Annotated in this window: 27 protein-coding genes; 13 read left to right on the top strand and 14 right to left on the bottom strand. The window is 70.1% G+C overall.

Annotated elements, in window-relative coordinates; all coding sequences use genetic code 11:
- Nucleotides 1-144: 144 nt before the first annotated feature.
- From ID574_RS14295 to ID574_RS14285, 3 genes are all read left to right on the top strand, one after another.
- Entirely contained in the window at nucleotides 145-897 is a 753-nt protein-coding gene (locus ID574_RS14295; RefSeq protein ID WP_188189263.1) for a GntR family transcriptional regulator, read from the top strand.
- A gap of 123 nt (nucleotides 898-1020) precedes the next feature.
- Nucleotides 1021-1263 carry a hypothetical protein gene (locus tag ID574_RS14290; protein WP_188189262.1) on the top strand — a complete coding sequence of 81 codons (243 nt, stop codon included), beginning with the start codon at nucleotides 1021-1023 and terminating at the stop codon, nucleotides 1261-1263.
- 167 nt (nucleotides 1264-1430) lie between these two features.
- Nucleotides 1431-1994 carry an ASCH domain-containing protein gene (locus tag ID574_RS14285; protein WP_188189261.1) on the top strand — a complete coding sequence of 188 codons (564 nt, stop codon included), beginning with the start codon at nucleotides 1431-1433 and terminating at the stop codon, nucleotides 1992-1994.
- 196 nt (nucleotides 1995-2190) lie between these two features.
- On the opposite strand, the gene ID574_RS14280 is transcribed toward ID574_RS14285, so the two are convergent.
- Nucleotides 2191-3189 carry a F0F1 ATP synthase subunit B gene (locus ID574_RS14280; RefSeq protein WP_188189260.1) on the bottom strand — a complete coding sequence of 333 codons (999 nt, stop codon included), beginning with the start codon at nucleotides 3187-3189 and terminating at the stop codon, nucleotides 2191-2193.
- A 159-nt stretch (nucleotides 3190-3348) separates the two neighbouring features.
- On the opposite strand from ID574_RS14280, the gene ID574_RS14275 reads away from it, so the two are divergent.
- Nucleotides 3349-3870 carry a gamma carbonic anhydrase family protein gene (locus ID574_RS14275; RefSeq protein WP_188189259.1) on the top strand — a complete coding sequence of 174 codons (522 nt, stop codon included), beginning with the start codon at nucleotides 3349-3351 and terminating at the stop codon, nucleotides 3868-3870.
- On the opposite strand, the gene ID574_RS14270 is transcribed toward ID574_RS14275, so the two are convergent.
- Entirely contained in the window at nucleotides 3842-4744 is a 903-nt protein-coding gene (locus ID574_RS14270) for a DUF1349 domain-containing protein (RefSeq protein WP_188189258.1), read from the bottom strand. The two genes, ID574_RS14275 and ID574_RS14270, sit on opposite strands and share 29 nt — an antisense overlap.
- Nucleotides 4745-4806: 62 nt before the next feature.
- Here ID574_RS14270 and ID574_RS14265 point away from each other — a divergent pair, with 62 nt between their 5' ends.
- Both ID574_RS14265 and ID574_RS14260 read left to right on the top strand, forming a co-directional pair.
- The gene (locus tag ID574_RS14265; protein ID WP_442939292.1) at nucleotides 4807-6198 is read left to right on the top strand and encodes a hypothetical protein; all 1392 of its coding nucleotides are present in this window, start codon (nucleotides 4807-4809) and stop codon (nucleotides 6196-6198) included.
- A 236-nt stretch (nucleotides 6199-6434) separates the two neighbouring features.
- The gene (locus ID574_RS14260; protein WP_020540796.1) at nucleotides 6435-6596 is read left to right on the top strand and encodes a hypothetical protein; all 162 of its coding nucleotides are present in this window, start codon (nucleotides 6435-6437) and stop codon (nucleotides 6594-6596) included.
- 100 nt (nucleotides 6597-6696) lie between these two features.
- Here ID574_RS14260 and ID574_RS14255 read toward each other — a convergent pair whose 3' ends face one another.
- From ID574_RS14255 to ID574_RS14225, 7 genes are all read right to left on the bottom strand, one after another.
- Complete coding sequence (locus tag ID574_RS14255) at nucleotides 6697-6978, bottom strand: metal-sensitive transcriptional regulator (protein ID WP_043615428.1); 282 nt, start codon at nucleotides 6976-6978, stop codon at nucleotides 6697-6699.
- Between the two features lie 28 nt (nucleotides 6979-7006).
- Nucleotides 7007-8128, bottom strand: a complete 1122-nt coding sequence (locus ID574_RS14250; RefSeq protein ID WP_188189256.1) for a glycosyltransferase — start codon at nucleotides 8126-8128, stop codon at nucleotides 7007-7009.
- Nucleotides 8125-8919, bottom strand: a complete 795-nt coding sequence (locus ID574_RS14245) for a hypothetical protein (protein WP_188189572.1) — start codon at nucleotides 8917-8919, stop codon at nucleotides 8125-8127. The genes ID574_RS14250 and ID574_RS14245 overlap by 4 nt, the downstream gene beginning before the upstream one ends.
- Before the next feature lie 148 nt (nucleotides 8920-9067).
- Entirely contained in the window at nucleotides 9068-11167 is a 2100-nt protein-coding gene (locus ID574_RS14240; protein ID WP_188189255.1) for a (Fe-S)-binding protein, read from the bottom strand.
- Between the two features lie 139 nt (nucleotides 11168-11306).
- Nucleotides 11307-11894, bottom strand: a complete 588-nt coding sequence (locus tag ID574_RS14235) for a TetR/AcrR family transcriptional regulator (RefSeq protein ID WP_188189254.1) — start codon at nucleotides 11892-11894, stop codon at nucleotides 11307-11309.
- Nucleotides 11891-12649 (bottom strand): class I SAM-dependent methyltransferase, encoded by a 759-nt coding sequence (locus tag ID574_RS14230; RefSeq protein WP_188189253.1) that lies wholly within the window; start codon nucleotides 12647-12649, stop codon nucleotides 11891-11893. Before ID574_RS14230 ends, ID574_RS14235 begins: the two co-directional genes overlap by 4 nt.
- Complete coding sequence (locus tag ID574_RS14225) at nucleotides 12646-13455, bottom strand: sugar phosphate isomerase/epimerase family protein (RefSeq protein ID WP_188189252.1); 810 nt, start codon at nucleotides 13453-13455, stop codon at nucleotides 12646-12648. Before ID574_RS14225 ends, ID574_RS14230 begins: the two co-directional genes overlap by 4 nt.
- A gap of 92 nt (nucleotides 13456-13547) precedes the next feature.
- Here ID574_RS14225 and ID574_RS14220 point away from each other — a divergent pair, with 92 nt between their 5' ends.
- The 5 genes from ID574_RS14220 to disA all read left to right on the top strand — a co-directional run bounded on the left by ID574_RS14220 (nucleotide 13548) and on the right by disA (nucleotide 17593).
- A complete protein-coding gene (locus ID574_RS14220; protein WP_188189251.1) occupies nucleotides 13548-14246 on the top strand; it encodes a class I SAM-dependent methyltransferase in 699 nt (232 codons plus the stop codon).
- 41 nt (nucleotides 14247-14287) lie between these two features.
- Nucleotides 14288-14656, top strand: coding sequence for a MerR family transcriptional regulator (locus ID574_RS14215; RefSeq protein ID WP_188189250.1), 369 nt, complete (start codon nucleotides 14288-14290; stop codon nucleotides 14654-14656).
- Nucleotides 14657-14658: 2 nt separating this feature from the next.
- Nucleotides 14659-14964, top strand: coding sequence for a thioredoxin (gene trxA / locus ID574_RS14210; RefSeq protein WP_223166670.1), 306 nt, complete (start codon nucleotides 14659-14661; stop codon nucleotides 14962-14964).
- A 105-nt stretch (nucleotides 14965-15069) separates the two neighbouring features.
- A complete protein-coding gene (radA, locus tag ID574_RS14205) occupies nucleotides 15070-16476 on the top strand; it encodes a DNA repair protein RadA (RefSeq protein WP_188189248.1) in 1407 nt (468 codons plus the stop codon).
- 40 nt (nucleotides 16477-16516) lie between these two features.
- Entirely contained in the window at nucleotides 16517-17593 is a 1077-nt protein-coding gene (disA, locus tag ID574_RS14200; RefSeq protein ID WP_223166669.1) for a DNA integrity scanning diadenylate cyclase DisA, read from the top strand.
- A 4-nt stretch (nucleotides 17594-17597) separates the two neighbouring features.
- Here the strand turns inward: disA and ID574_RS14195 are convergent, their stop codons facing one another.
- Both ID574_RS14195 and ID574_RS14190 read right to left on the bottom strand, forming a co-directional pair.
- Nucleotides 17598-17903, bottom strand: coding sequence for a hypothetical protein (locus tag ID574_RS14195; RefSeq protein WP_188189247.1), 306 nt, complete (start codon nucleotides 17901-17903; stop codon nucleotides 17598-17600).
- Between the two features lie 92 nt (nucleotides 17904-17995).
- On the bottom strand, nucleotides 17996-18670 hold the full coding sequence (locus ID574_RS14190; RefSeq protein ID WP_188189246.1) for a hypothetical protein: 675 nt from the start codon (nucleotides 18668-18670) through the stop codon (nucleotides 17996-17998).
- A gap of 144 nt (nucleotides 18671-18814) precedes the next feature.
- Between ID574_RS14190 and ID574_RS14185 the strand changes: the two genes are divergently transcribed.
- On the top strand, nucleotides 18815-19690 hold the full coding sequence (locus tag ID574_RS14185) for an HhH-GPD family protein (RefSeq protein ID WP_188189245.1): 876 nt from the start codon (nucleotides 18815-18817) through the stop codon (nucleotides 19688-19690).
- A 503-nt stretch (nucleotides 19691-20193) separates the two neighbouring features.
- Here ID574_RS14185 and ID574_RS14180 read toward each other — a convergent pair.
- Together ID574_RS14180 and ID574_RS14175 are read right to left on the bottom strand one after the other, a co-directional pair.
- Nucleotides 20194-20610 (bottom strand): cupin domain-containing protein, encoded by a 417-nt coding sequence (locus ID574_RS14180; RefSeq protein WP_188189244.1) that lies wholly within the window; start codon nucleotides 20608-20610, stop codon nucleotides 20194-20196.
- Nucleotides 20611-20621: 11 nt separating this feature from the next.
- Complete coding sequence (locus ID574_RS14175; RefSeq protein WP_188189243.1) at nucleotides 20622-20999, bottom strand: cupin domain-containing protein; 378 nt, start codon at nucleotides 20997-20999, stop codon at nucleotides 20622-20624.
- A 65-nt stretch (nucleotides 21000-21064) separates the two neighbouring features.
- Here ID574_RS14175 and ID574_RS14170 point away from each other — a divergent pair, with 65 nt between their 5' ends.
- Entirely contained in the window at nucleotides 21065-21535 is a 471-nt protein-coding gene (locus ID574_RS14170) for a MarR family winged helix-turn-helix transcriptional regulator (RefSeq protein WP_188189242.1), read from the top strand.
- A 295-nt stretch (nucleotides 21536-21830) separates the two neighbouring features.
- Here ID574_RS14170 and ID574_RS14165 read toward each other — a convergent pair whose 3' ends face one another.
- Entirely contained in the window at nucleotides 21831-22769 is a 939-nt protein-coding gene (locus tag ID574_RS14165; protein ID WP_188189241.1) for a sugar phosphate isomerase/epimerase family protein, read from the bottom strand.
- Between the last annotated feature and the right edge of the window lie 289 nt (nucleotides 22770-23058).

The raw sequence follows: 23058 nt of genomic DNA, 5'->3' as shown, positions 1-23058 counted from the left end.
TAAAACATCGCGGAATTCATCACATGGGCACGATCCGCTCAAAAACAGCTCGCGACCAACCTCTGTATCTGTGCGATCGTGGACAAGACGGGGCAAGTTCTCTGGAGACGCCACAACCTGGTTGGTGACAGAGGGTGATCAAAGTTGTCTGAATCCCCGGTACCCCACGAGCCCCCTATCTATCGCCGCATCGCCGACGGTCTCCGCGCCCGGATCCTGTCCGGCGAGCTGCGCGACGGGGACCGACTACCGGGCGAGAACGCGCTGATGGCCGAATACGCAATCGCACGAGCCACCGCCAGGCAGGCGCTTGCCGTACTGATCAACGAAGGGCTGGCGGTGCCCAAACGAGGTTCGGGGGTTTACGTGCGGCTGTTCAAACCGATACGCAGACACGGCTCCCGCCGTCTGTCACGAGAGCAGTGGGGTCAGGGCAGGGCCATCTGGGACGCCGACACCCGGGGCAGGCCGTTCACCGTGGATCACGTGGAGGTGGCGCTGGAGCGCGCCTCAGAGGAGGTGGCGAGCATTCTGGAGAGCGGCGAGGTCTGGGTACGCCGCCGCCGCTACTCGGTCGACACCAGGCCGGTGCAGCTGGCCACGTCCTACTTTCCCGCGCGCCTGGTCGAGGGCAGCGCGATCACCCTTCCCGACACGGGTCCCGGCGGCGTCTACGCGAGACTGAGCGATCTCGGCGTGCCTCCGGCCCACTTCACCGAGGAGGTGCGGGCCCGCATGCCGCAACCGCGCGAGAGCGCGCTGCTCGACCTGCCGGGCGGCACACCAGTGATCGTCATCGCACGTACCGCGTACACGTCGGGCGGACTGCCTGTGGAGGTCAACGAGATGGTGCTCGACTCGGCGGCGTATGTACTCCAGTACGACTTCGACGCCTGATTCAAGGAGATCTGTCAAGCGATAGGTTGACCTGTCCATCACGATCATTGCCTTCTCTAGAGAGGTCCTTCATCTTTTAAGGAGATGGAAACCTCGCCTGGGGCCCGGGGAAGGTGGACAGCGATGTCCTTTGATCGGCATCTCGCCGAAATCGCCCGGGAGTACCCCAAGTGGACCATCTGGCGGAGCGACGCGGGCCGCTGGTGGGCCACGAGACACCATCCGCTGAGCGCGGCGCAGCGCGACGCCGGATGTGCGATGACCATCGACGCGGACGACCCGGACGGTCTGCGGGACCAGCTCCGGGACCAGGAACGACGGGCCGGCGAGCCGCACCGGTGGCAGACCGGCCCGGCGCCTCCTTGACGTCCGCCGTGGAGCGTTCCGCGGCGGGCGCGCACGAGCAGCCCGGTGCCGGGTCCAGCGTCTCGGCGGCCCCGGCACCGGGCCACCAACCAGGGTGGGGCCACGGACGCGGAAGCCTCCGACCCGATCGGGGGCGGGGGCTTCCGCCGCTCCGTACAGTCGAAGGCATGCTGTTCGAGCGGCGGCTGCGCGAGGGCGTACAGGACGGGTCGATCACGCTGGCCTTCAGGCGCTGGAAGCGCGCCCAGGTCAAGGCGGGCGGGCGATACCGCATGGGCGAGGGCCTGCTGGCCGAGGTCACCTCGGTCGAGATCGTCACGGACGTCACGGACGAGGACGCCCGAGCGGCCGGCTTCCCCGACCGGGCGGCGCTCCTCGCCGACCTCGGCCGGCGGGGCACGGACCCGATCCACCGGCTCGCGCTGCGCCTGGTGGACGCCCCGGACCCGCGGGACGTGCTGGCCGCGACGGACCACCTGACGGCCGAGGAGGTCGCCGCCCTCGCTGCGCGGCTGGAGCGGATGGGGCCGTGGGCGGAGCGGACGCTCCGGCTCATCGCCGAGCGCCCGGGGGTGCGGGCCGGTGACCTGGCTCCCGAGGTGGGCCAGGATCTCACCCGGTTCAAGCTCAACGTCCGCAAGCTCAAGGCCCTCGGCCTGACGATCAGCCTGGAAGCGGGTTACCGCCTCTCCCCGAGAGGCGAGGCCTACCTCTCCACCCCCAAGCCCTGACCCCTTCCTGCGAGGTTCTGGCCTCGTCTCCCGCACTTCGGCGGGGGTCCCGTCTGGAGTGGCAAGTCGAGGGGCGCCGGGCGCCCATGGCACTGACTGCGACCTGGCCGGACGGCCGGCGCGTCGCCACCTGCCGGGTGGTGCGCCGGTGACGGGCCGCTCACGGTGCGAGGCCGCGGCGGCCCGTCCCGGGGCGTTACTTGGGGACCTCGGACAGGCGGATGATGTTCACGTCCGTGTCGTCCGAGACAGGGCGCTGCTGCTCGGCCGGCTTGGCTTCGTCCTCGTCCTCGTCCTCGTCCTCGACGATGACCCGCACGTCGTCCTGAGGCGAGGGAGCGGCGATCGCGTCCTGGGCAGGCGGCGGGGTGATGGAGTCGGGCACCAGCGGCCCCGCGGTCGACTCGGCGCGCATGAGGTCGCCCAGCACCGAGTTGATCTCCGTGAGCCGCCGCACGACCTCGGTGTGCGTGTTGGTCAGATATTCGACCCGCCGCCCGGTCTGCTCGTCCAGCGCCGCAGTACGCTGCCGCGCCGCTGCCAGCATCGAGTCGGCCTCGCCGCGCGCACCGGTCACCAGCTGGTCGGCCTGCGCGTTGGCGGACTTCAGCAGCTGCTCGGACTCGGCGTGGGCCGCGGACAGCATCCGCTCGGCCTCCGACCGCGACTCCCGCAGGATCTCCTCCGCCTCGGTGCGGGCGGCGTTGAGCTGCTCCTCCGCGTCCGCGCCCGCCTGCGACAGCATGCGCTCCGCCGCCTGCGTGGCCTCGTTCACCCGGCGCTCCGCCTCCGCCTGAGCCGAGGTGAGGATCTTGTCGGCGGTCTCGCGGGAGGACGTCAGCAGCCGGTCGGCCTCGGACTTGGCCGCGTCGCGCACGCTGGCGGCCTCGGCCTCCGCGTCCGCCCGCTTGGCCGCGGCCTCCTCCTCGCCGAGCTTGAGTATCTGGGCGAGCCTCGGGCTGAGGTCGTCGTAGCTCTGCGGCGCCTCGACCATGCGCCGCCTGGCCTCCGCCAGCTCGAGGCGGCCCTGCTCGGCCTGGTCGATCGCCCGGGCGAGCCGCTCTTCCAGGTCCCTTATCTGGTTACGGGTGCGGAGCATGTAGTCGTGGACCTGGCGGCGGTTGTAGCCGCGCATCACGACCTCGAAGGTGTCCTCTTGCATCAGATCGGGAATGCTCTCGTGCTGGTTCATCATGGGGGTTACCTAAGGGTGGATTGCGTGAGGCGGGGGGAAACTGCGCGTTGTGAGGGTCTGACGACGAGACGTCAGGAAACGACTTTCCTGCCATCTGCCCACGTCCGCAACCCGAATGCCATAGCCGGGCCTCGGAGCTCGGGAATTACGATGTGACGAATGTACATAGCAGCGCTGGACAACGGAGCAGTACCGGACATACACCGCGAGGCGTACATCGCGCCAGGTGCCACCGTGGTCGGACGGGTCCGGATCGGCCGGGCGTCCAGCATCTGGTACGGCTCCGTTCTCCGTGGCGACGACGAGCGGATCGAGATCGGCGAGGAGTGCAACGTACAGGATCTGTGCTGCCTGCACGCCGATCCCGGCGAACCGGCGATCCTGGAAGACCGCGTGAGCCTGGGCCACAAGGCCATGGTCCACGGCGCCCACGTGGAGTCCGGCGCGCTGATCGGCATCGGCGCGATCCTGCTGGGCGGCGCCCGCGTCGGGGCGGGCACTCTGGTGGCCGCCGGAGCGCTGGTCGGCCCCGGCAAGAAGATCCCGTCCGGTGTGCTGGTCGCCGGCGTGCCCGGGAAAATCGTGCGCGAGCTCACCGACGACGACCGGGCGTCCTTCGCCCGTACGCCGGACAACTACGTGGCCAAGGCGCTCAGGCACCGTCAGGCGTCATCGCTTTGATCAGGACCTCGTCCGACACCGACGCGTCGTTGAGCGGGTCGGCGTACTCCGGCAGCTCGGGCCGCAGGAAGCGGACGTAGTCGACGGTCAGCTTCAGGTCGGGCTGTCCCGTGATCTGCTTGGCGTTGCCCTTGGTCGCATCCTTCTTGAGGGTGTTGTAGCTGTCCCAGTCGGTGTAGGCGGTGATGCCCCACTGCAGGGCGTCGGGAAGGGTCGACGGCCAGCGGTTGGCCACCTTCCACTTGCCGCCGTCCTCTTTGTACAGCGCGACGAAGACGCGGCCGACCCGGGCCAGGACGAGCTCGACCCAGCCGCTCTTGACCGCCGCCTCCTTCGGCTTGGAGCTGCCGTCCTTGGTGTACTTCGCCTCGACGCGGCCGCTCTTGTCGGTGGTGCCGATGGTGACCGACACCCAGTTGGGGGTGGCGTACGAGCCGGGCTGGCGGGCCATCAGGCCGCCGAGGGAGAACTTCCGCTTGGGCAGGCCGCCGCTCTTGCCCTCGACCTTGACCCGGGCGTGCATGACGATGTCGCCGGCGAGATCCTGGTACACGAAGGGTCCGCGGAAGCCGTCGAACCAGGCCGAGGTCTTGGGCTCCACGTACATCGAGCCCTTCACGGTCTTGTTCACGTCGAGCTTGGCGATCCTGTCGACGTCCTTCTCGGTCTCGCTCAGCTTGGTCCACACGGACAGGTCGGCCGCGTTCGCGAACTCCGTCGACGCCTGACCGACCTCCCCGCCGGGCGCCGGAGGCGTAACCTTGTCCAAAGTGACCAGGCCGGGGCCGGTGGGCGTCGGTTGTGCCGACGTGACCGTGCCGCAACCGGCCACCGCGCTCACGACCGCCAACGTGCCTGCTACCTTCGCCCTCATAGCGCACATTCTGCCGTGAAATGCCAATGGTTGATCCGAGCCCTCCGAGTACGATGACGGCCGTGCCACCCTGGGATGCGTTCACCGCCACCGAGGCGGAGGTCCGCGCGATGGTCGCGGACCCACGCTGGCAAGGGCTTTCCCTGCCCGATCGCGCCCATGTGCTGGCCGCCAGAATTCTTGTGACCCCAGATGGCGATCGCTGGCTCTTCGGCGCACACGCGCGCTGGCATCTGTACGACCCGGCGGACGGCCGCTGGCACCTGACGCCGCCGCCGAGGGGCGCCCGGGCCCGCCAGGTGGGCCATCCGGCGGCGGTGCTGCCGGACGCCGTGGTGCCCTCCGGCCCCGACTTCCACGCCGAGCCCGGCTCGACCCAGGCGTTCATCGGGCCCGACGTGTCCGCCGACCTGACCGAGCAGGTCAGGGTTGTGGTGCGGGCCGCCGGGCGCAAGTCGGAGCTCGACTACCCGCTGACGGCCTTCGACGACATCTTCGCCTCCGACGTGCCCGGCACGGTGGCGGCGGCGTGGGGCACGATCATGTGGTGCGCGTACGCGCCCGCGTTCGACGGCAACGAGCGATTGATCACCGTGTTCGGCGAATATCTGCGCCGTCCGCTGCCCGGCGACGAGTGGGTGCGCTGGCTGGCCGCGCCGCCGCTGCTCGACCTCGTCACGCTGGTGACCGAGCGGGCGCGCTCCGGCCACTCGCGTGCCGCGCTGAGGTTGGCCGCGGTGATGGCGGACACGGCGCAGATCCTCATGTCGGACGCCCGCTTCAGGCCTCGGGCGCTGGCGCTGCTCACCATGGTCGAGCCCATGCTGCGGCGGCCGGGGCTGGACATTGGAGCGGCGAGCCTGGGGGCGGAGAGCGGTAGCTTGCGTGACCAGCCGAGCCCCCGTGCGAGCGCGACCGCCGGACACGCGCTCCCCGACGCCGAGGCGGTACGCCGGGCGTGGCTGGGCCGCTGCCCCGCGCGGCTGGGCCGGACGCTGCTCGCGGAGACCGATCCCGAGGCGCATTTCTCCCATTCCGTCTACGACCTGGCCGAGGCGCTGGCCTTCATGCCGGACCCGCCGAGGGCCACAGCGGCGTTCCTGGCCGACCTGTCGGACTCCAGAGGGCTGCTGCCGGCTCGGCTGGACCACCGGCTCAGGATGGCATACGAGGAGCTGGAGCGGGCCGGTATGACCGGGACCTCCGCCGGGGAGACGACCGCGCCCGACGGCTTCCCCGTCCAGGGCCGGGCCGGCGCGGTGTCCACCGTGCCCGCGCCGGTGCTGGAGGTGGCGCCGCCGGACCGGACGAGCGCGGCAGCGGTGCTCGGGGCCGCGTACGCCACGGGGCTGGCCTGGGGCAGGCTGACGGGGGCCAAGGTGCCGGAGCGGGGGCTGGCCGGGCAGTCGGCGCTGGTCCGCAGACTGATCCACGAACGCGACGATCATCACTAACGCGACGAAGCCACTTCTAAACCACTAATCCCGCTATTTCACCCTAACCTCGGCTATATCCATCTAGCACTCCAGCGATCAGCAAATTCGCTGAATTGTGATCTCGGATTCGGGAAATGATCCTCCTGGGGCCCTCGGGGTGCGGAAAGGAATGACTCCGATGGGCCATGTCGCCGGAAGGGTGGCGCGCCGTAACCTCGTAGAGGGTGTGGGCTGCGGAAGGAAAGGACGACGCGGTGGGGCACGACGACCTGGACTCTCGGGTCCACGACCGTGTCGCGTTGGACGAGATTGCGCTCTACGCCGAGGTGCTCACGGCCGTGGCTGTCAGCGAGCGGCGGCTGACCTTGGACGAACTCGACGACGCGCTCGGATTGCGGACTTCGGCGAGCCGCTGAAGGACCATACGACCATCACGATTACTGACCCCGGGAACCTAGTTCCCGGGGTTTCGCATAACTAGTCACTTGCCTCCTCCAAATTGAGGAGGGCTCATACTTAGGAACGAACGAGGCGCGCGATCGCGGCGGACGCTTCCTTCACTTTCGCCTCCGCCTCGGGACCGCCGCTGTTGATCGCATCCGCGACGCAATGCGAGATGTGCTCTTCCAGAAGTCCCAGCGCCACCGCCTGGAGCGCCCGCGTGGCCGCGGAGACCTGAGTGAGCACGTCGATGCAGTAGGCGTCGTCATCGACCATCCGCTGCAGGCCCCTGATCTGACCTTCGATTCGCCTGAGCCGCGTCAGATACGCCTGCTTGTCTCCGCTGTACCCATGCATGGTTCTACGGTACCCGTTACCCGTATGACTAGCGGAGATCCGTGATCAGCTTCTCCCACTGCTCGGCCACTTCGCCGGCCGCGTGGCGCATCGCCGTGTCCAGCGCCCCGGCCGCGAGCGAGCGCCTCCTGCGCTCGTCGTCGATCAGCGCCAGTAACGCGGCGGCGAACAGCTGCGGGTCGGCGTCGGACATGGTGCCGGACCTGGGCACGTCGGACATGGTGCCGGACTCGGGCACGTCGGACTCGGGCACCAGCACCCCGTTGTAGCCCGTGGCCACGAACTCCGTCGGCCCTCTGGTGCCCTCGAAGGCCACCACGGGCACCCCGCACCCCATGGCCTCCAGCACCGCCATGGCCTGGTCCTCGCCACGGGAGGTGTTGGCCACGATCGACGCCTTGGCGAACTCGCCCACCAGGTCCGGCGTCGTGCCCATGAAGTAGACGTGGTTGTGCAGATTGAGCTCGCGCACCAGGGCGCGCAGCCGCCGCTCCTCGGGGCCGCCGCCGTACAGCCGGAGCCGCCAGTCCGGCCGCTTGTCGGCCACGATGGCGAACGCCTTGATCAGCCGGTCGTACGCCTTGGCCGGCACCCACCGCCCCCCGGCGGCCACGATCCTGTTGTCCATCCGCGAGCGCGGCCAGGGGCCGGCCGCCAGAGCGTCGTGCACGCAGTGCACAGCGGGCCCGCCGTCCAGGAGCCCCGTCCACTCCTCCTGGGCCGCCTCCGTGGCCGTCACGACCGCGTTGAGGCGCGGATAGAAGCGCTGCACGGGCCCCGGCACGGCCGGGCGCCCCCACTCCCTGGCGATCTTCAGGAGCTCACGCGGGGCGTGCCTGGCGGCCTGGACGCCGAGCCCCGGCCGGGTGGTGATCAGGACGTCGGACTTGAGCCCGCGCAGCGTCCGCCAAAGCGCGACCTCGGTGCGTACCTGGCCGCGCGGGAGCAGGTGTCTGACCCCGGGCCGTACGTCGATCACGCTGCGCATGGCCACGTCGGAGCCGATGGGGAAGAACGGCTTCTCCTTCTGCCGCCTGACGCTGATCACCTCGACCTCGTGCCGCGTCGCCAGCGCGGAGGCGAGGTTGAGCGTGGCCCGCACGTCGCCCCGCATGCTGTAGGCGGACGGCAGGATCAGGCTGACCTTCATCCGCCCACCTCGATGCGGAGCTCGTCGTCGGCGGTGTAGCAGGGTTTGATCGGCACGCCGTCCACCGTGGCCGAGGGATAGTGCAGCCGGCGCCGCTTGCCGTCCACGTCGTCCAGCCGCGCGCCCAGCTTCAGCGGCGTGGGCACCCCCTCGACCTGCAGCGCGGGCTCCCAAGTGCCGGAGGCGTCGGGATCGGCGGCGACCACGTCGACCAGCGACACGGCCGCGTGGAAGCGCACGCCCTGGACGTAGGCCGTGGCCGTCAGCCGCGCGCTCGTCTGCCTGCGCTCAAGAGTCAGCGTGGCCTCGTGGCGGGAGTCGTCGTCCTCGAGCCCGGTGTAGGCGAGCAGGCCCATGACCTCGAAGCGGCCCTCCCTGAACCACACCGTGCGCACCTCGGCCACCGGCTCGGCGTCGGAGATCTTCAGCGCCAGGAAGCCGTTGCGGGTGCGGTAGGAGCGGTAGGCGAGCGTGCGCTTGCACAGCGCGTACGCGTCGAGGTGGTCGAGCGAGAACCCCGGATCGACGCTGCGCAGTCGGCTGCGTTTGCCGTCGTGCCGCAGATAGGCGTCCCAGCGCCCGGCGCTGAGGTCCAGCGGCGAGAGCGAGACCGCCAGCGTGGCCTCGCGTGCCCGCGCGCCCGGCGTGCCGAGCCGCACGTCGCGCTCGACCCCCGTGGTGCGATGCCGGAGCACGAGCTCGGTGCCGGCTTCCAGTGGTTCGTCGATGGCCAGTCGAAGGGAGAGCACGTCCGCAAGGGTGACCTCGGCGTCCGTGACGACGACGCCCATCACGAGCCCCCTCCCCGTCGAATAGAGCCATGCGACGTTGAGGTTACCGTGATTTTCCCGTTATGTGGATGGCAGATTTCTCGTAACCACACCCGTTGACGTGCGAAACTCCTCCACATGGCCTGTGGAGGAGTCCGACTTTCAACGGTCAGGACGCACCCTTGACCGACTTGATCAAGAGCTGGGCCACGTCCACGACCTCCAGCGACTCCTTCGCCTCGCCGTTGTTCTTCTTCTCGTTGATCGCGTCGCCCAGCATCACCATGCAGAACGGGCAGGCAGTGGAGACGGTGTCCGGGTTGGTGGTCAGCGCCTCGTCCACGCGCTCGGTGTTGATGCGCTTGCCGATGCGCTCCTCCATCCACATGCGCGCCCCTCCGGCGCCGCAGCAGAAGCCGCGGTCCTTGTGCCGGTGCATCTCCTGGGTGGTGACGCCGGGCACCTTGGACATGATGTCGCGGGGCTGGGAGTAGACCTTGTTGTGACGGCCGAGGAAGCACGGGTCGTGGTAGGTGATCTTCTCCTCGATCGGCGTGATCGGGGTCAGCAGGCCCTCGTCGACCAGCTTCGACAGCAACTGCGTGTGGTGCACGACCTCGTACGTGCCGCCGAGCTGCGGGTATTCGTTCGCGAGTGTGTTGAAGCAGTGAGGGCAGGTGGCGACGATCTTCTTGACGCCCGCCTCGTTCAGCGTCTCGATGTTCTGCTGGGCGAGCATGTTGAACAGGTATTCCATGCCCAGCCGGCGGGCCGGGTCACCGGTGCACGCCTCCATCGGGCCGAGCACCGCGAACTTCACGCCCGCGATGTGCAGCAGCTCCGCCACGGCCTTGGTGGTCTTCTTCGCCCGGTCCTCCAGCGCGCCCGCGCACCCGACCCAGAACAGGTATTCGGCGTCCTCGGGCATCTTCTCGTCCACCAGCGGGACCTCGAAGTCGAGCTCCTCGATCCAGTCGGCCCGCTTCATCTCGGACATGCCCCACGGGTTGCCCTTGTTCTCCAGGTTCTTGACCATCACCCCCGCCTCGGACGGGAACGACGACTCGACCATCACCTGGTAGCGGCGCATGTCGAGGATGTGGTCGATGTGCTCGATGTCCACCGGGCACTGCTCGACGCAGGCGCCGCAGTTGGTGCACGACCACAGCACGTCGGGGTGGATCACGCCCTCCTCGCCGACCAGCGGCTTCTCCAGCAGCGCGAGCACGTCCTGGTCCTTGTGGTCCTGGTTCGCCGCCATCAGGTAAGGCGCCACCTTGAAGGCGTGGTCGCGCTGGTCGAGGATGAGCATCTTCGGCGAGAGCGGCTTGTCGGTGTTCCACGCCGGGCACTGCGACTGGCAGCGGCCGCACTCCGTACAGGAGTAGAAGTCCAGGAAGCCCTTCCACGTGGTGTCGCCGATCTTGCCGCGTCCGAGCCGCTCGGGATCGAGGTCCTCGTCCTCGAAGTCGACCGGCTTGCCGTCCACCCGCATCTCCACCGCACCGCCCAGACCGTCGGGGCGACGCGAGAAGAGCACGTTGAGCGGCGCGGTGAAGATGTGCAGGTGCTTGGAGTTCACCACGATGACCAGGAACACCAGCATGAAGCCGATGTGCAGGAGCAGCGCGATCTCCTCCAGCAGCGCGCTCTGCGGCAGCGCGTCGCCGAGCGCCAGCGAGACGAACGCGCCCGAGGAGTAGGGGAAGTTCCCATTGGCGGCCGCCGCACCCCTGGCCAGGAAGAGCGTCCAGATGATGTTGAAGATCATGAACAGGACGAGCCACGCGCCGCCCAGGTGTGAGCCGGAGAAGCGGGAGGTGCGGCCGAGGCTCTTGGGGGAGTTCTTGATCCGGATGCCCGCGAAGACGGCCAGGCCCGCCAGACAGGCGACCGCGATGAAGTCCTGCAGGAAGCCCAGCACGCCCCAGGTGCCGATCAGCGGGATGTGGAAGTCCGGCCGGCCGGTGATCGCGCCCTGGATGATCGCGCCGTACGCCTCGATGTAGACGGTCAGCAGGATGAAGAACGCCCACATGACGAAGAAGTGCGCCAGGCCCGAGGGCGTCCACTTCAGCAGCTTCTTCTGCCCGAACACCTCGACGAGCTGCGCCTTCGCCTCGTCGGCGGCGTGCGTCTTGGCGTACTCGATCCGCTCGGGCGCGGGCGGGCCCACGGTCGCCAGCTTGTACAGGAACAACGCCCTGCGGCCGGCGACGGCCACCGCCAGGACGGTCATGACGAGCCCGATGATGGCTACCCAGAGCACGGGTTCCTCCCACAGACGACGTTGGCTGTCAGCGTACGGTGAGCCGCTACGCAGGCCACTACTCCGAATACTACCCGTGGGTAACATTTCCGGAGTACGCGACATACCCTATGGTCATCGCCCTGTTCAGAACAATGCTCTAGCCTGTGAAGTACCTCTGGATGGTCGGCGCGAGCAGCTCCACCAGCTCCTCGGGGTCGGCGCTCGCCAACGGCTCCAGCTTGAGCACGTAGCGCCCCAGCACCGCGCCGAACATCTGGGCGAACGCCGCCTCGATCCGCAGATGCGGCACCTCCAGCCGGTCGGCCACCTGGTAGAGCAGGGCGTTGGTGATGAACTCCCGCATCATCGCGGCCGCCTGCTCATTGGTCATGGCCGAGCGGATCAGCGCCACCATCGGCTCGCGCGTCTCGGGCGACGCCGTGACGGTCAGGAGCAGGCGCACCAGCCGCTCGCCGATCTCCTCGCGCGGGCCCTCCAGCAACACCGGGATGACGGTGTCCGGCGACACGGGCAGCCGCATGGCCGCCGCGAACATGCCCTCCTTGGTCTCGAAGTAGTGGTGGACGAGCGCCGGATCGACCTTGGCCTCCCTGGCGATCCCGCGCACGGTGGCCTTGTCGAAACCCTTCTCCGCGAACACCCGCCGGGCCGCCGCGAGAATCTCCCCCCGGGTGTCGGCCGACCCGGGCCGCCGCCCCGGCCGCCGCTTGCTGACTGCGCTCATCGGCCCACCGCCAGATAGACCCGCATCGGCACCGACAGGACGCCCTCAGGAAACTCTTTGCGCAACTCGGTCCTCTGCCTGTCCACCAGTGCATCGGCCGCCTCCGGCGACAGCGCCGCCATGTACGAGTGGGAGCGCAGGTCGAGCAGGAAGTCCTCGATGCCGACCAGCCTCGTCCAGGGGATCCAGCGCTCCTCGATCACCTCGAACGCCGAGGCGATGGGCGGCACCGACCACTGCTCCATCGCCGGCCCCCAGTAGGCGGGGACCGCCTCGGCCAGGCGCGACTCGTACGCGGCCAGCCACTCGGCCTGGGCGGCGTGGTGGAGGTTCCAGCAGCCCACGATCGCGCCCCTCGGCCGCAGCACCCGTCTGGCCTCGGCGATCGAGACCACCGGGTCCAGCCAGTGCCACGACTGGGCGTACGCCACCAGGTCGGCCACCCCGTCGGCCAGCGGCAGCGCGTTGCCGTCGCCCTGCACGGCGGCCACGGCCGGCGAGCCGCCGGCCAACCGGGACGTCAGCCGGGCCAGCATCTCCGCCCCCGGCTCGACCGCGATCACGTGGGAGCCCCGCGCCCTGAGCGCCCGCGTCAGGATCCCCGTGCCCGCCCCGACGTCCACCGCCGTGGCGCCGTCGAGGTCGATGCCGGTCAGCTCGCTCACCGCGCGGTACATCTCGTCGGGATAGCTGGGGCGGCCCGCGTCGTAGGCGTCCGCGACGCGGTCGAAAACCCTGCCCAAGTCTCTGTTCATCTGGACGCCGCCAGGTGCAGCCTGGCGAAGGCCAGCCCCTCCGCCAGATCGTCGATCCGCTCGGTGCGGCTGGCCGCCTTACGCGTGTTGATCTCCAGCACGACCAGCCCGGAGTAGCCCGTGTTGGCCAGGCGCTCCAGCATCTGGGCGCACGGCTGGTTGCCCCTGCCGGGCACCAGGTGCTCGTCCTTGTTGGTCACGCCGATGCCGTCGGCCAGGTGGAGGTGGGCGAGCCGGTCGCCGAGCTTGACGGCCATCTCCATGGCGTCGGAGCCCGACACCGCCGTGTGCGACAGGTCGAGGGTGACCTGCGGGAAGTCGTAGTCGATCGGGTTCCAGCCGGGTGAGTAGGGCACCACGTCGTTGCCCCTGGCCCGCAGGGGGAACATGTTCTCGACCGCGAAGGTGACGTCCGTCTCGTCGCGCATCCTGGCCAGTCCCGTCTCGAAGTCGCGCGCGTAGTCGCGCTGCCAGCGGAACGGCGGGTGCACCACGACTGTCGAGGCGCCCAGGCGCTCGGCCGCCTTGCGCGCCTTGACGAGCTTGGCCCACGGGTCGCGGCCCCACACCCGCTGGGTCACCAGCAGGCAGGGCGCGTGGATGGCCAGGACGGGCACCTCGTAGTGCTCGGAGAGCCGCTCGATGACGTCGATGTCCTGGCTCACCGGGTCGGCGCCGACCATGATCTCGACACCGTCGTAGCCCAGGCGGGCAGCCAGTTCGAACGCGTCAGGAGTGCGTTCCGGATATACCGAAGCAGTGGACAATGCGATCTTCGCATTGGGCACGCGGATGACATCAGCCACGCTGCCAGCCTAAGCCGGAGAGGACGTTATGGCGCGCCAGCCCCTGTGGTGAGGCGCGCGCCACACCTCATGGCGCACCTTAACGTTGGGGCATGCCACGCATCGTCAAAGGCGCCGTCCCGAGCCCGAACATCTGGAACACACCGCAGGTCTACGAGCTGGAGAACCGCGCCGTCGACCCCGAGGGCGCGGCCGACGAGGCGATGCGCGCCCTACGGCCCTGGAAGGGCGCCACCGTGCTCGACATCGGCTGCGGCACCGGCTACCACCTGCCGGTCCTGGCCGCCGAGGCGGCACGCGTGATCGGCGTGGAGCCGCACTCCGATCTGGCGCTGCTGGCCCGCCGCCGCTGCGCCGGGCTCGCCAACGTTACGGTGCACGCCGCCGCGGCCCAGGACCTGCCGTTGCCGGACGCGAGCGTGGACGTGGCGATGGCGCGGTGGGCGTACTTCTTCGGCCCCGGCTGCGAGCCCGGGCTGCGCGAGCTGTCGAGGGTGGTACGCCGCGGCGGCGCGGCCTTCGTCATCGACCTGGACGCCACGCGGGGGTCGTTCGGGCGGTGGTTCTCGCGTACGGTGCCGACCTACTCCGCACGCGAGGTCGAGGCGTTCTGGGACCGCCAGGGGTGGCAGCGGCGGCCGCTCGACCTTCGGATGGCCTTCGAGCGCCGGGCAGACCTGGAGGCGGTGCTGCGCATCGAGTTCGCGCCCGCGGTGGCTGAGCAGGCCATCGCCGAGACGCCGGGGCTGGAGCTGGCCTACCCGAACGTCCTCCGCTGGAAACACTATTGAGACTTGACCTTGACGTCAGTGTCAACGTTTACCGTGGTGGTATGCGCATCGGAGAGCTGGCGGAACGCACCGGAGTGAGCACCCGCTCGCTCCGCTACTACGAGCAGCACGGCCTGCTCAAGGCCCGCCGCGGGTCCAACGGCTACCGCCAGTACACCGAGGAGGACGTCAAGCTGGTCTCCGAGATCCGAGCGCTCCTCGCGGTCGGCTTCACGCTGGAGGACACCCGGCCTTTCGTCGACTGCCTGCGCAGCGGTCACAGCACGGGCGGCTCCTGCGCCGACTCAGTCCTGGTCTACGAGCGCAAGCTGGCCGAGATCGACGAGGAGATCCGCGTCCTGCTGGCCCGCCGTGCCGAGGTGGCCGCCCAGCTCGCCCAGTCGTGCCCAGGTTGTTTCGTAAGGGGATGAAAATGATCACGCTGACCACCCAGAACTTCGAGGAGCAGGTGCTCAAGAGCGACAAGCCGGTGCTGGTGGACTTCTGGGCCGAATGGTGCGGCCCCTGCCGCATGGTGGCCCCCGTTCTGGAGCAGATCGAGAAGGAGCGCGGTCTGACCATCGGCAAGCTCAACACGGACGAGAACCCCGAGATCATGGCCAAGTACGGCGTGATGGGCATCCCCACGCTGCTGCTGTTCGAGAACGGCGAGCCGGTGAAGCGTGTCGTCGGCGCCAAGCCGAAGCGCCTGCTGGAGGCCGAGCTGGGCCTGGCATGACCCCGGCATGAGCGCGGCCGTCGCGCGTTCCGGAGAGCCTCGGCGGGCGCCTTTCGGGCGAGCGGCGCTCGAAGATTGTCGGTAGAGGCCGCTAGCCTGCTCCGCATGGCCAAGTCAGCCCAGAAACCCGGTTACCGCTGTGCCGAATGCGGATGGCGCACCGCCAAATGGGTGGGGCGGTGCGGCGAGTGCCAGGCCTGGGGCACGGTCGACGAGGAGGGCGCCCGCGCCGGCGTCACCGTCGTCCAGGCCGGCGCCACCTCCGCGCCCGCCGTGCCGATCGGCCAGGTCAAGGCCGAGGTGGCGACGGCCCGCACCACCGGCGTCGGCGAGCTCGACCGGGTGCTCGGCGGCGGCCTGGTGCCCGGTGCCGTCGTCCTGCTGGCCGGCGAGCCCGGCATCGGCAAGTCCACGCTGCTGCTTGAGGCCGCGGCCCGCATCGCCGAGCGCGAGACCGTGCTCTACGTCACCGGTGAGGAGTCGGCCGCCCAGGTGCGGCTGCGCGCCGACCGCATCGGCGCGATCCGCGACCGGCTCTACCTCGCCGCGGAGACCGAGCTGTCGGCGCTGGTCACGCACGTGGAGAAGGTCCAGCCGACCCTCCTCGTGGTCGACTCCGTGCAGACGGTCGGCTCGGCCCAGGCCACCGGCGTGCCGGGCGGGGTGACGCAGGTGCGCGAGGTGGCGGCCAACCTCGTGCGCATGGCCAAGGAGCGCAACATGGCCACGGTGCTCGTCGGCCACGTCACCAAGGAGGGCTCGATCGCCGGCCCGCGCACGCTCGAGCACCTGGTCGACGTGGTGCTCAACTTCGAGGGCGACCGCCACTCCAGGCTCCGCATGGTGCGGGCGATCAAAAACCGGTTCGGCCCGACCGACGAGGTCGGCTGCTTCGACCTGCACGAGCGCGGCATCGAGGGCATCACCGACCCCAGCGGCCTGTTCGTCTCCCGGCGCAGCGAGCCCGTGCCCGGCACCTGCGTCACGGTCACGGTCGAGGGCACCCGCCCGCTGCCCGCCGAGGTGCAGGCCCTGGTCGCGCGCACGGAGGCGCAGCAGCCCAGGCGCACCTCCTCCGGCCTCGACGCCTACCGCGTGCAGATGATCCTCGCGGTCCTGGAGCGGCGGCTCAACGCCCGTCTGGGCGGCTGCGACGTCTTCACCGCGACGGTCGGCGGCATCAAGCTGGCCGACCCGGCGGTGGATCTTTCGGTCATGCTGGCGGTGGCCAGCGCCGCCGGCGACAAGCCGCTGCCCGCCGGGCTGGTGGCGCTCGGTGAGGTGGGATTGGCCGGTGAGTTGCGGCCGGTCAAAGACGTGCGCAGGAGGCTGACGGAGGCCGCCAGGCTGGGTTTCAAGCGGGCGCTCGTACCCGCCGGCTCCCTGGAGGACGGCGCCCGCAGGCGCAACGGACAGCGTGCTCTGGTGCCCGTGGGGCCGGTGTCGTTCGCACCCGGGTTCGAGGTCGTCCAGGCGGAGAACGTCTGGGACGCGCTCACACACGTCACATAGCGCGGCTAAGCTGAGCCTGACCGATCGACACGGGGGTCAGGTGGATAGGAGTCTGGACGACCGCCGTCGCGAAGCCCTGGCGGCTGTGGCCCCGGGCACACCTCTGCGCGACGGCCTCGAGCGGATCCTGCGCGGGCAGACCGGCGGGCTGATCGTGCTCGGCTACAACAAGGACGTCGAAGAGGTCTGCAGCGGCGGTTTCGAGCTCGACGTCGACTTCTCGGCCACCAGGCTGCGCGAGCTGGCCAAGATGGACGGCGCGATCGTCCTCAGCAACGACCACAAGATCGTACGCGCCGCCGTCCACCTCGTGCCCGACCCCTCCATCCCGACCGACGAGTCCGGCACCCGCCACCGCACCGCGCAGCGCGTGGCCAGGCAGACGGGCCTGCCGATCATCGCGATCAGCAAGTCCATGCGGATCATCGCCCTCTACCTCGACGGCATCCGCTACGTCCTGGAGGAGTCCGCCGCCATCCTGTCCAAGGCCAACCAGGCCTTGGCCACGCTAGAGCGCTACAAACACCGCCTGGACGAGGTGTCCGGCACCCTTTCGGCCCTCGAAATCGAAGATCTGGTCACCGTCCGCGATGTGGCCGCCGTGGTCCAGCGCCTCGAGATGGTCCGCCGCATCTCCGACGAGATCAAGGGCTATGTGGTGGAGCTCGGCACCGACGGCCGTCTGTTGTCGTTGCAGCTCGACGAGCTGGTGGCCGGCGTCGACTCCGAGCGTGAGCTGGTCATCCGCGACTACCTCCCCGCGCCGTCGAGCCGCCGCCAGAAGCGCCTGGTCGAGGCCATGCACGACCTTGATCAGCTGTCCGGCAACGAGCTGCTCGACCTCTCGGCGGTCGCCCACGTCCTGGGCCACAACGGCACCGACAAGCTCGAAAGCCCCGTGAGCCCCCGGGGCTTCCGCCTGCTGGCCAAGGTCCCCCGCCTGCCCGCCACCGTGGTCGACCGCCTGGTCAACCATTTCGGTGGCCTGCAGAAGCTCCTCGCGGCCAGCATCGACGACCTGCAGGCGGTGGGCGGCGTCGGCGAGTCCCGTGCGCGCAGCGTCCGCGAGGGTCTCTCCCGCCTCGCCGAGTCCTCCATCCTCGAGCGCTACGTGTGACGCGCTAGTTGACCTTGAGGCAATCCTGCTCGGCCACCACCAGGCTCATCTCGACCACTTTCCCCTTCCGCGCGTTGAAGAGGTAATACGCCTGATCGTTGCCGGGCACGGTCGCGGCGGGGTAACCGGACGGGCCACGCCTCAGCTTGGGATACGCGACCTTGAGCTCCGCCTCGGCAGAGCCGATGCCGATGCCCTGCGGGGTCCTGGCGCCGGGCGGTGCGACGATCACCACCACGCCGAGCTTCTTCGGCGGGCGCCGCCGCGGCGACGCGGCGCCGATCGGCACAACGCCTGCGGCCAGAGCCACCGCCAGGGCGGAACGGCCGATCCACCGGGCTGTCGTCTGCCTCATTGCGATGCGCGCAGTCGGCCGTGGCTACGCCGGCGTGTGGGACGCGGTCAGCGCAGGTGGAAGACCCCCTTGCCGCTGCGGAGCCTGCCCAGGCGGGCCGTGGCCACGTACGTTCCCGGCAGGGCGGTCGACGGCGTGGTCCGGCAGTCGGCGCTGGACCGGCGGCGGTCCCAGCTCAACGTCCGGACGTACGGAACCCCCCGCTCCAGCTCCTTCGTCTCCGTCCCCACGCCGCTCACGCAGTCGGCGGTGGACCAGATGCGGTCGGCGCCGGAGGTGATGCGGATCTCCATGGACCGCGGGCCCACGTCTGCCTTGCACATCACGGGGCCGGTGTTCACCAGGGTGACGATGAAGGCGGGCCGGGCGTCGCCGGCGTAGATCTGGTCCTTGCCGCCCTGCAGGCTGAGCACCAGATCCCCCTCGGCGCAGGGCTCGCCGGGCCGCCTGGGTCGTGCTGCAGGGGTGGGCGTGGTAGGGCTGGGGGTCGGGGACGGGCTGGCCGTGCCCATGGCGAGAGTGCGCAGGCCCGCCAGCAGCGGATCGATGGCCGGCGTAGCGCTCGGTGTCGGCTGAGCACTGGACGCGCGTTCCGGTCCGCTGCCCCCGCTGGAGCACGCCCAGGCCACAACGGCGACCACTACCAGCACCGCCACCAGCACGCTCATCCGCCGCCGCCAGTAAACGTCACCGCCGTCACCACGTATCGTGTCCGGATCCATACGCTCAGCATGGTAATCAGCCGGCCACCAAGAGCGATGAAACGCCGAATCCACAACGTCTGATTGCCGAGCCTTGCTCGGAGGGTTGGGATAGACAGCCCGGCCACGCCGCGGATCTATCGCGGCGGGCATACCCTAAGGCGCGTGGTTGAGCCGAACCTTTTGCACGCGCCGGTTCTCGACTGGTACGAGGGCAACGCCAGAGACCTGCCATGGCGGGCCGACGACGCGACGCCGTGGGGCGTGCTGGTCAGCGAGATCATGCTCCAGCAGACCCCGGTCGTACGCGTCCTGCCCGTCTGGCACGACTGGATGACCCGCTGGCCGACCCCGAAAGACCTGGCCGCCGAGCAGCCGGGCGAGGCCGTGCGCCACTGGGGCCGGCTCGGCTACCCGCGCCGGGCGCTGCGCCTGCACGCCTGCGCCCGGGCCATCACCGACGAGCACGACGGCGAGGTGCCGTCCGACCACGCGACCCTGCTCTCCCTGCCCGGCATCGGCGAATACACCGCGGCCGCGGTCGCCAGCTTCGCCTACGGCGGCCGGCACGCGGTGCTCGACACGAACGTCCGCCGGGTCTTCGCCAGGGCGATACGCGCCGAGGAATACCCTCCCACGGCCACCTCGGCAGCCGAACGGCGTCTGGCGGAGAGCCTCCTGCCCGAGCTGGGCGCGGCCCGCTGGGGCGTGGCCGTGATGGAGCTCGGCGCCCTCGTCTGCACGGCCAGGACCCCGCGCTGCGCCGACTGCCCGATCGCCCACCTGTGCGCGTGGCGGCTCGCCGGCAAGCCGCCGCACGCCGGACCCGCACGCAAGGGGCAGACGTACGCGGGCACGGACCGCCAGTGCCGCGGCCGCCTGCTAGAGGTGCTCCGCTCGGCCCACGGCCCGGTGCCGAAGGCGGCGCTGGACGTCGTGTGGGACGACGCGGCGCAGCGAGAGCGCGCCCTGGACGGCCTGATCGCCGACGGCCTGGCCGAGGCCCTGGACGACGGCACTTACCGCCTCCCCCACGCCTGAGCGCCCCCAACCGCCAACTCCGCCCGCCTCATTCCCAGAGCCCAGCCCGGGCGCCCTACGTCCGAGCCACCCGGAAACTGAGCCACCGCCGTTGAGCGGCCTGGCCCGCCGACTCCCCGGCCCTTCCCCTCAGAGCCCAAGCCCGGGCGCCCCTACGTCCGAGCCGCCCCAAAACGAGCCACCGCCCGATGAGCGACCCCCGATCCACCAGTTCCCCGGCCCTCACCCCTCAGAGCCCACCGGTGCCCACCCGTGGGGCGCCGGGTCGGCGAGTGGCAGTGCAGTAGGGCTCGGTGTCGGCCCGTGGGCGCCGGGGCGGCGAGGGTTGTGCGACGGGTTCGGCGCGACGTGTGGGGCGCTCAACACACGAGCACGCGTGCCGCCCAGGCGACCCTACGTCTCAGCGACCCGGACACTGAGCCATCGCCGAGCCCGGGACCTCCCCTCCCTGTGCCTGAGCGACTCCTAGTCCAGGACCATCCGGCCCCGGATCCGCCCTTCCCTCACCTGACCCAGGGCGGCACCGTGCGTTCCGTGCCCTTGGGGGCTAGGTCGCAGGCGTCCGGGGCGGACACCCCGTCCGGGTTGTACGCCTGGGCGCCCGGCGGGGCGGCGACGATCGACATGAAGCCGCGCACCGGATCGGCGAACATCTGCCGGCCCACGTCCGCGGGCAGCACCATCGTGTCGCCCGCCGCCACCTCGTACCGCTCGCCGCCCAGCTCGACCACCGCGGCCCCGTCAAGCCACGTCCACACCACCTCGACGTCGAAGGCGTGCACCGGCCCCTCCATGCCGGGCTTGGCGTCCACCCGCCACACTGCCTGCCCAGCCCGCCCCTGCGTCGGGGAGGCGAGCGTGGTCATGACGCCGTTGGGCGTCTCGGTGCGGCGGGAATCGGCCGACATCACGACGGACATGGAAGCTCCCTTCATCGGATCCACGGCGGCACCCCCAGGTCCGCGCCGTCGGCTGACATGGCTCTGGCACCGGCGGAGGCAGCGACCACGGCCGTATATCCGGCGTCCGGGTCGGCCAGCACCCGCCGGACCGTCCGCGCCGGCATGACGACGGTGTCGCCGGCGGCCACGGTGAACGTCTTCCCGCCGAGCTCGACGGTCGCCGCCCCGGCGATCCAGCTCCAGATCTGCTCGACGTCGAAGTCGTGCACCGGCCCCGCGGCGCCGGGCCGGGCGTCGACCCGCCAGAGCGACCGGCTGGCCCCGCCCTGCGTGGGCGAGGCGAACGTCGTCATGACGCCGGTCGGCGTCTCGGATCGCCGCGCGTCGGCGGCTCGGATAACTGTCATCCCTCGGCATCCCCTAAGATAGGCAACCACGTTGTCCATCCATATGGTTAACCAGGTTGTCTATCGTGTCAAGCGACGTCCCCGGGTTCGAATTGCCGCTACGCCTGCTGCTGGCGTTCAGGACGCTCATCGACGAGCTCCATGCCGAGCTGTCCAAGCAAGGCCATCCCGACATACGCCCCATGCACGGATTCGTCATGCAGGCAATCGGCCCAGGGGGCACCACGGCCGTCGAGCTCGGCCGTACGCTGGGCGTCTCCAAACAGGCGGCCGGCAAGACCATCGACACGCTGGAGCGCATCGGCTACGTCGAACGCACCACCGACCCCGGCGACACGCGCCGCAAGATCGTCCGCCTCACTCCGTACGGACTGGACGCGCTCAACCGCTCGGCCCGCATCTTCGACACCCTGCGCACCCGCTGGGCCACTGAACTGGGCGAGGACCGCCTGCGAGCCCTGGAGTCGGACCTGCGCAAGGTCACCCCGGCCAACCCGTGGCGACTGGACATGCCGGGCTGGTTCGGCTCGCTCTAGATAGACTCGGGCTCGCGACGTTCGCACGAACCCGGGCCGGCTTCAAACGCCAAGCCGCCGGCCCACGCCAGGCCCGGCTCAAACGCCAAGCCGCCAGCCCACGCCAGCCTCGGCTCAAGCGCCAAGCCGGAGCGCATGCCACGCTCAGTTCAAGCGGCGAGCCCGAGCTCCCACGCCATACCCCGACCCATGCGACGAGCCGGTTGCACGCCACGCCCGGCCCAGGCGGCGAGCCGGAGGCCGAGCCGGTGAGGCCCAGGCGGAGAGCTGCGATCCCGCATCCGGGGGCGGTCGCTCAGGCGGCGAGTTGGAGGCCCAGGCCGGTGAGGCTGGTGCGGGCCCAGGCCAGTTCCTCGGCCAGCAGCGACACCAGCGCCCCCGGCCCCTTGGCACGCCCCGGAACGGCCAGGTTGTGGGTTTCGACCTCGATGTGAGCGCTGCCGCTCACCGCGCCCGACAACATCGCCGTCAGGGTGTCGTGCAGAACCGCACCCGTGCTGGGCGTTTCGCCCGTGTGGTTGTGGACGTGCCCCAGCTTGACGACGGGCGCCCCGGCCTCGGCCAGGCCCTTGAGCGCCGCGCCCGGCTCCTCCGCCCCGCAGGCCAGGTGGCAGGCGTCCAGGCACACGCCCAGGTGCTCGGAGTCGATCCCGCAGACCCGCTCGAGCGCCTGCTCGGTCGTCTCCAGCACGCACCCCGGCCACGGCTCGAACCCGACCCTGATCGTCTTGCCGGTCACGCTGTAGATGCCGCGCAGCTCGCGGGCGAGCCGCTCCAGGCGGCGGGTGGCGATCGCGTGCAGGTCGGCCGGCCAGTCGCGGCGCCAGCCGATCGGGATCGTGGAGATGCTGCCGAACCGCACGTCCTCGGGCAGCAGGAACGCCAGGATCTTGGCCAGGGCCATGGTGTAGCGATAGCGCTCCGGCTTGGCCCAGTCGGGGCCCGGGACCTCCTGGTTGCGGCCGCCGGTGCCGTTGAGGCTCACGACCTCCAGGCCGCGCTCCTCCAGGGAGCGGCGCAGCCGTACGAGCTCGATGCGGTCAGCCGTCAGGTGGTCGGCCACGCTCGGCGAGAGCCACAACCCGATGCCCATCCGCTCGACACCCAGCCGCTTGCGCACCGGGACCGCGTAGCGGGTCAGGTGTGCGATCAAGTTCTCCAGGTCCTCGGCAGGGTGGACGCCTGCGTTGTAGGCGAGGTGAACGAGCGTTCCGTCATCGTGACGCAGGCGCATCGGTTTCCTCCACGGCTTGCTTGTGTGCGTTCCCGTCGCCCGCCCCGGACGCGCGAACCCTTCGAGCATGCCTGCTCACGGGGGTCGCGTGCGTCCGCCCTGAGTTGATTCCTTACTACTCCCCAGGGAGCAGTGCCCCAGCCTAGGAACGCACTCTTGTGACTCACTTGGATGAGACTTGGCGTAGCTCTACGCAGTGTAGTACTACTTGCGGTGGTGGTATAGCCGCCCAACCAACAATTAGGCAACGACCGGATTCCCGCGCTTCGCCCCTTGACCGGTTCCGCCC

Origin of the sequence: Nonomuraea sp. SYSU D8015 (genome assembly GCF_008065375.1) — a bacterium.
Lineage (GTDB): Bacteria > Actinomycetota > Actinomycetes > Streptosporangiales > Streptosporangiaceae > Nonomuraea.
This window is presented reverse-complemented; position numbering and strand designations above follow the sequence as displayed.

Bases quoted from the DNA above. Each gene is read 5' to 3' on its own strand.
- ID574_RS14290 (WP_188189262.1), top strand. From the start codon at position 1,021: ATGTCCTTTGATCGGCATCTCGCCGAAATCGCCCGGGAGTACCCCAAG.
- ID574_RS14285 (WP_188189261.1), top strand. From the start codon at position 1,431: ATGCTGTTCGAGCGGCGGCTGCGCGAGGGCGTACAGGACGGGTCGATC.
- ID574_RS14280 (WP_188189260.1), bottom strand. From the start codon at position 3,189: ATGATGAACCAGCACGAGAGCATTCCCGATCTGATGCAAGAGGACACC.
- ID574_RS14275 (WP_188189259.1), top strand. From the start codon at position 3,349: ATGTACATAGCAGCGCTGGACAACGGAGCAGTACCGGACATACACCGC.
- ID574_RS14270 (WP_188189258.1), bottom strand. From the start codon at position 4,744: ATGAGGGCGAAGGTAGCAGGCACGTTGGCGGTCGTGAGCGCGGTGGCC.
- ID574_RS14255 (WP_043615428.1), bottom strand. From the start codon at position 6,978: ATGCATGGGTACAGCGGAGACAAGCAGGCGTATCTGACGCGGCTCAGG.
- ID574_RS14250 (WP_188189256.1), bottom strand. From the start codon at position 8,128: ATGAAGGTCAGCCTGATCCTGCCGTCCGCCTACAGCATGCGGGGCGAC.
- ID574_RS14245 (WP_188189572.1), bottom strand. From the start codon at position 8,919: ATGGGCGTCGTCGTCACGGACGCCGAGGTCACCCTTGCGGACGTGCTC.
- ID574_RS14235 (WP_188189254.1), bottom strand. From the start codon at position 11,894: ATGAGCGCAGTCAGCAAGCGGCGGCCGGGGCGGCGGCCCGGGTCGGCC.
- ID574_RS14230 (WP_188189253.1), bottom strand. From the start codon at position 12,649: ATGAACAGAGACTTGGGCAGGGTTTTCGACCGCGTCGCGGACGCCTAC.
- ID574_RS14220 (WP_188189251.1), top strand. From the start codon at position 13,548: ATGCCACGCATCGTCAAAGGCGCCGTCCCGAGCCCGAACATCTGGAAC.
- ID574_RS14215 (WP_188189250.1), top strand. From the start codon at position 14,288: ATGCGCATCGGAGAGCTGGCGGAACGCACCGGAGTGAGCACCCGCTCG.
- trxA (WP_223166670.1), top strand. From the start codon at position 14,659: ATGATCACGCTGACCACCCAGAACTTCGAGGAGCAGGTGCTCAAGAGC.
- radA (WP_188189248.1), top strand. From the start codon at position 15,070: ATGGCCAAGTCAGCCCAGAAACCCGGTTACCGCTGTGCCGAATGCGGA.
- ID574_RS14190 (WP_188189246.1), bottom strand. From the start codon at position 18,670: ATGGATCCGGACACGATACGTGGTGACGGCGGTGACGTTTACTGGCGG.
- ID574_RS14180 (WP_188189244.1), bottom strand. From the start codon at position 20,610: ATGTCCGTCGTGATGTCGGCCGATTCCCGCCGCACCGAGACGCCCAAC.
- ID574_RS14175 (WP_188189243.1), bottom strand. From the start codon at position 20,999: ATGACAGTTATCCGAGCCGCCGACGCGCGGCGATCCGAGACGCCGACC.
- ID574_RS14165 (WP_188189241.1), bottom strand. From the start codon at position 22,769: ATGCGCCTGCGTCACGATGACGGAACGCTCGTTCACCTCGCCTACAAC.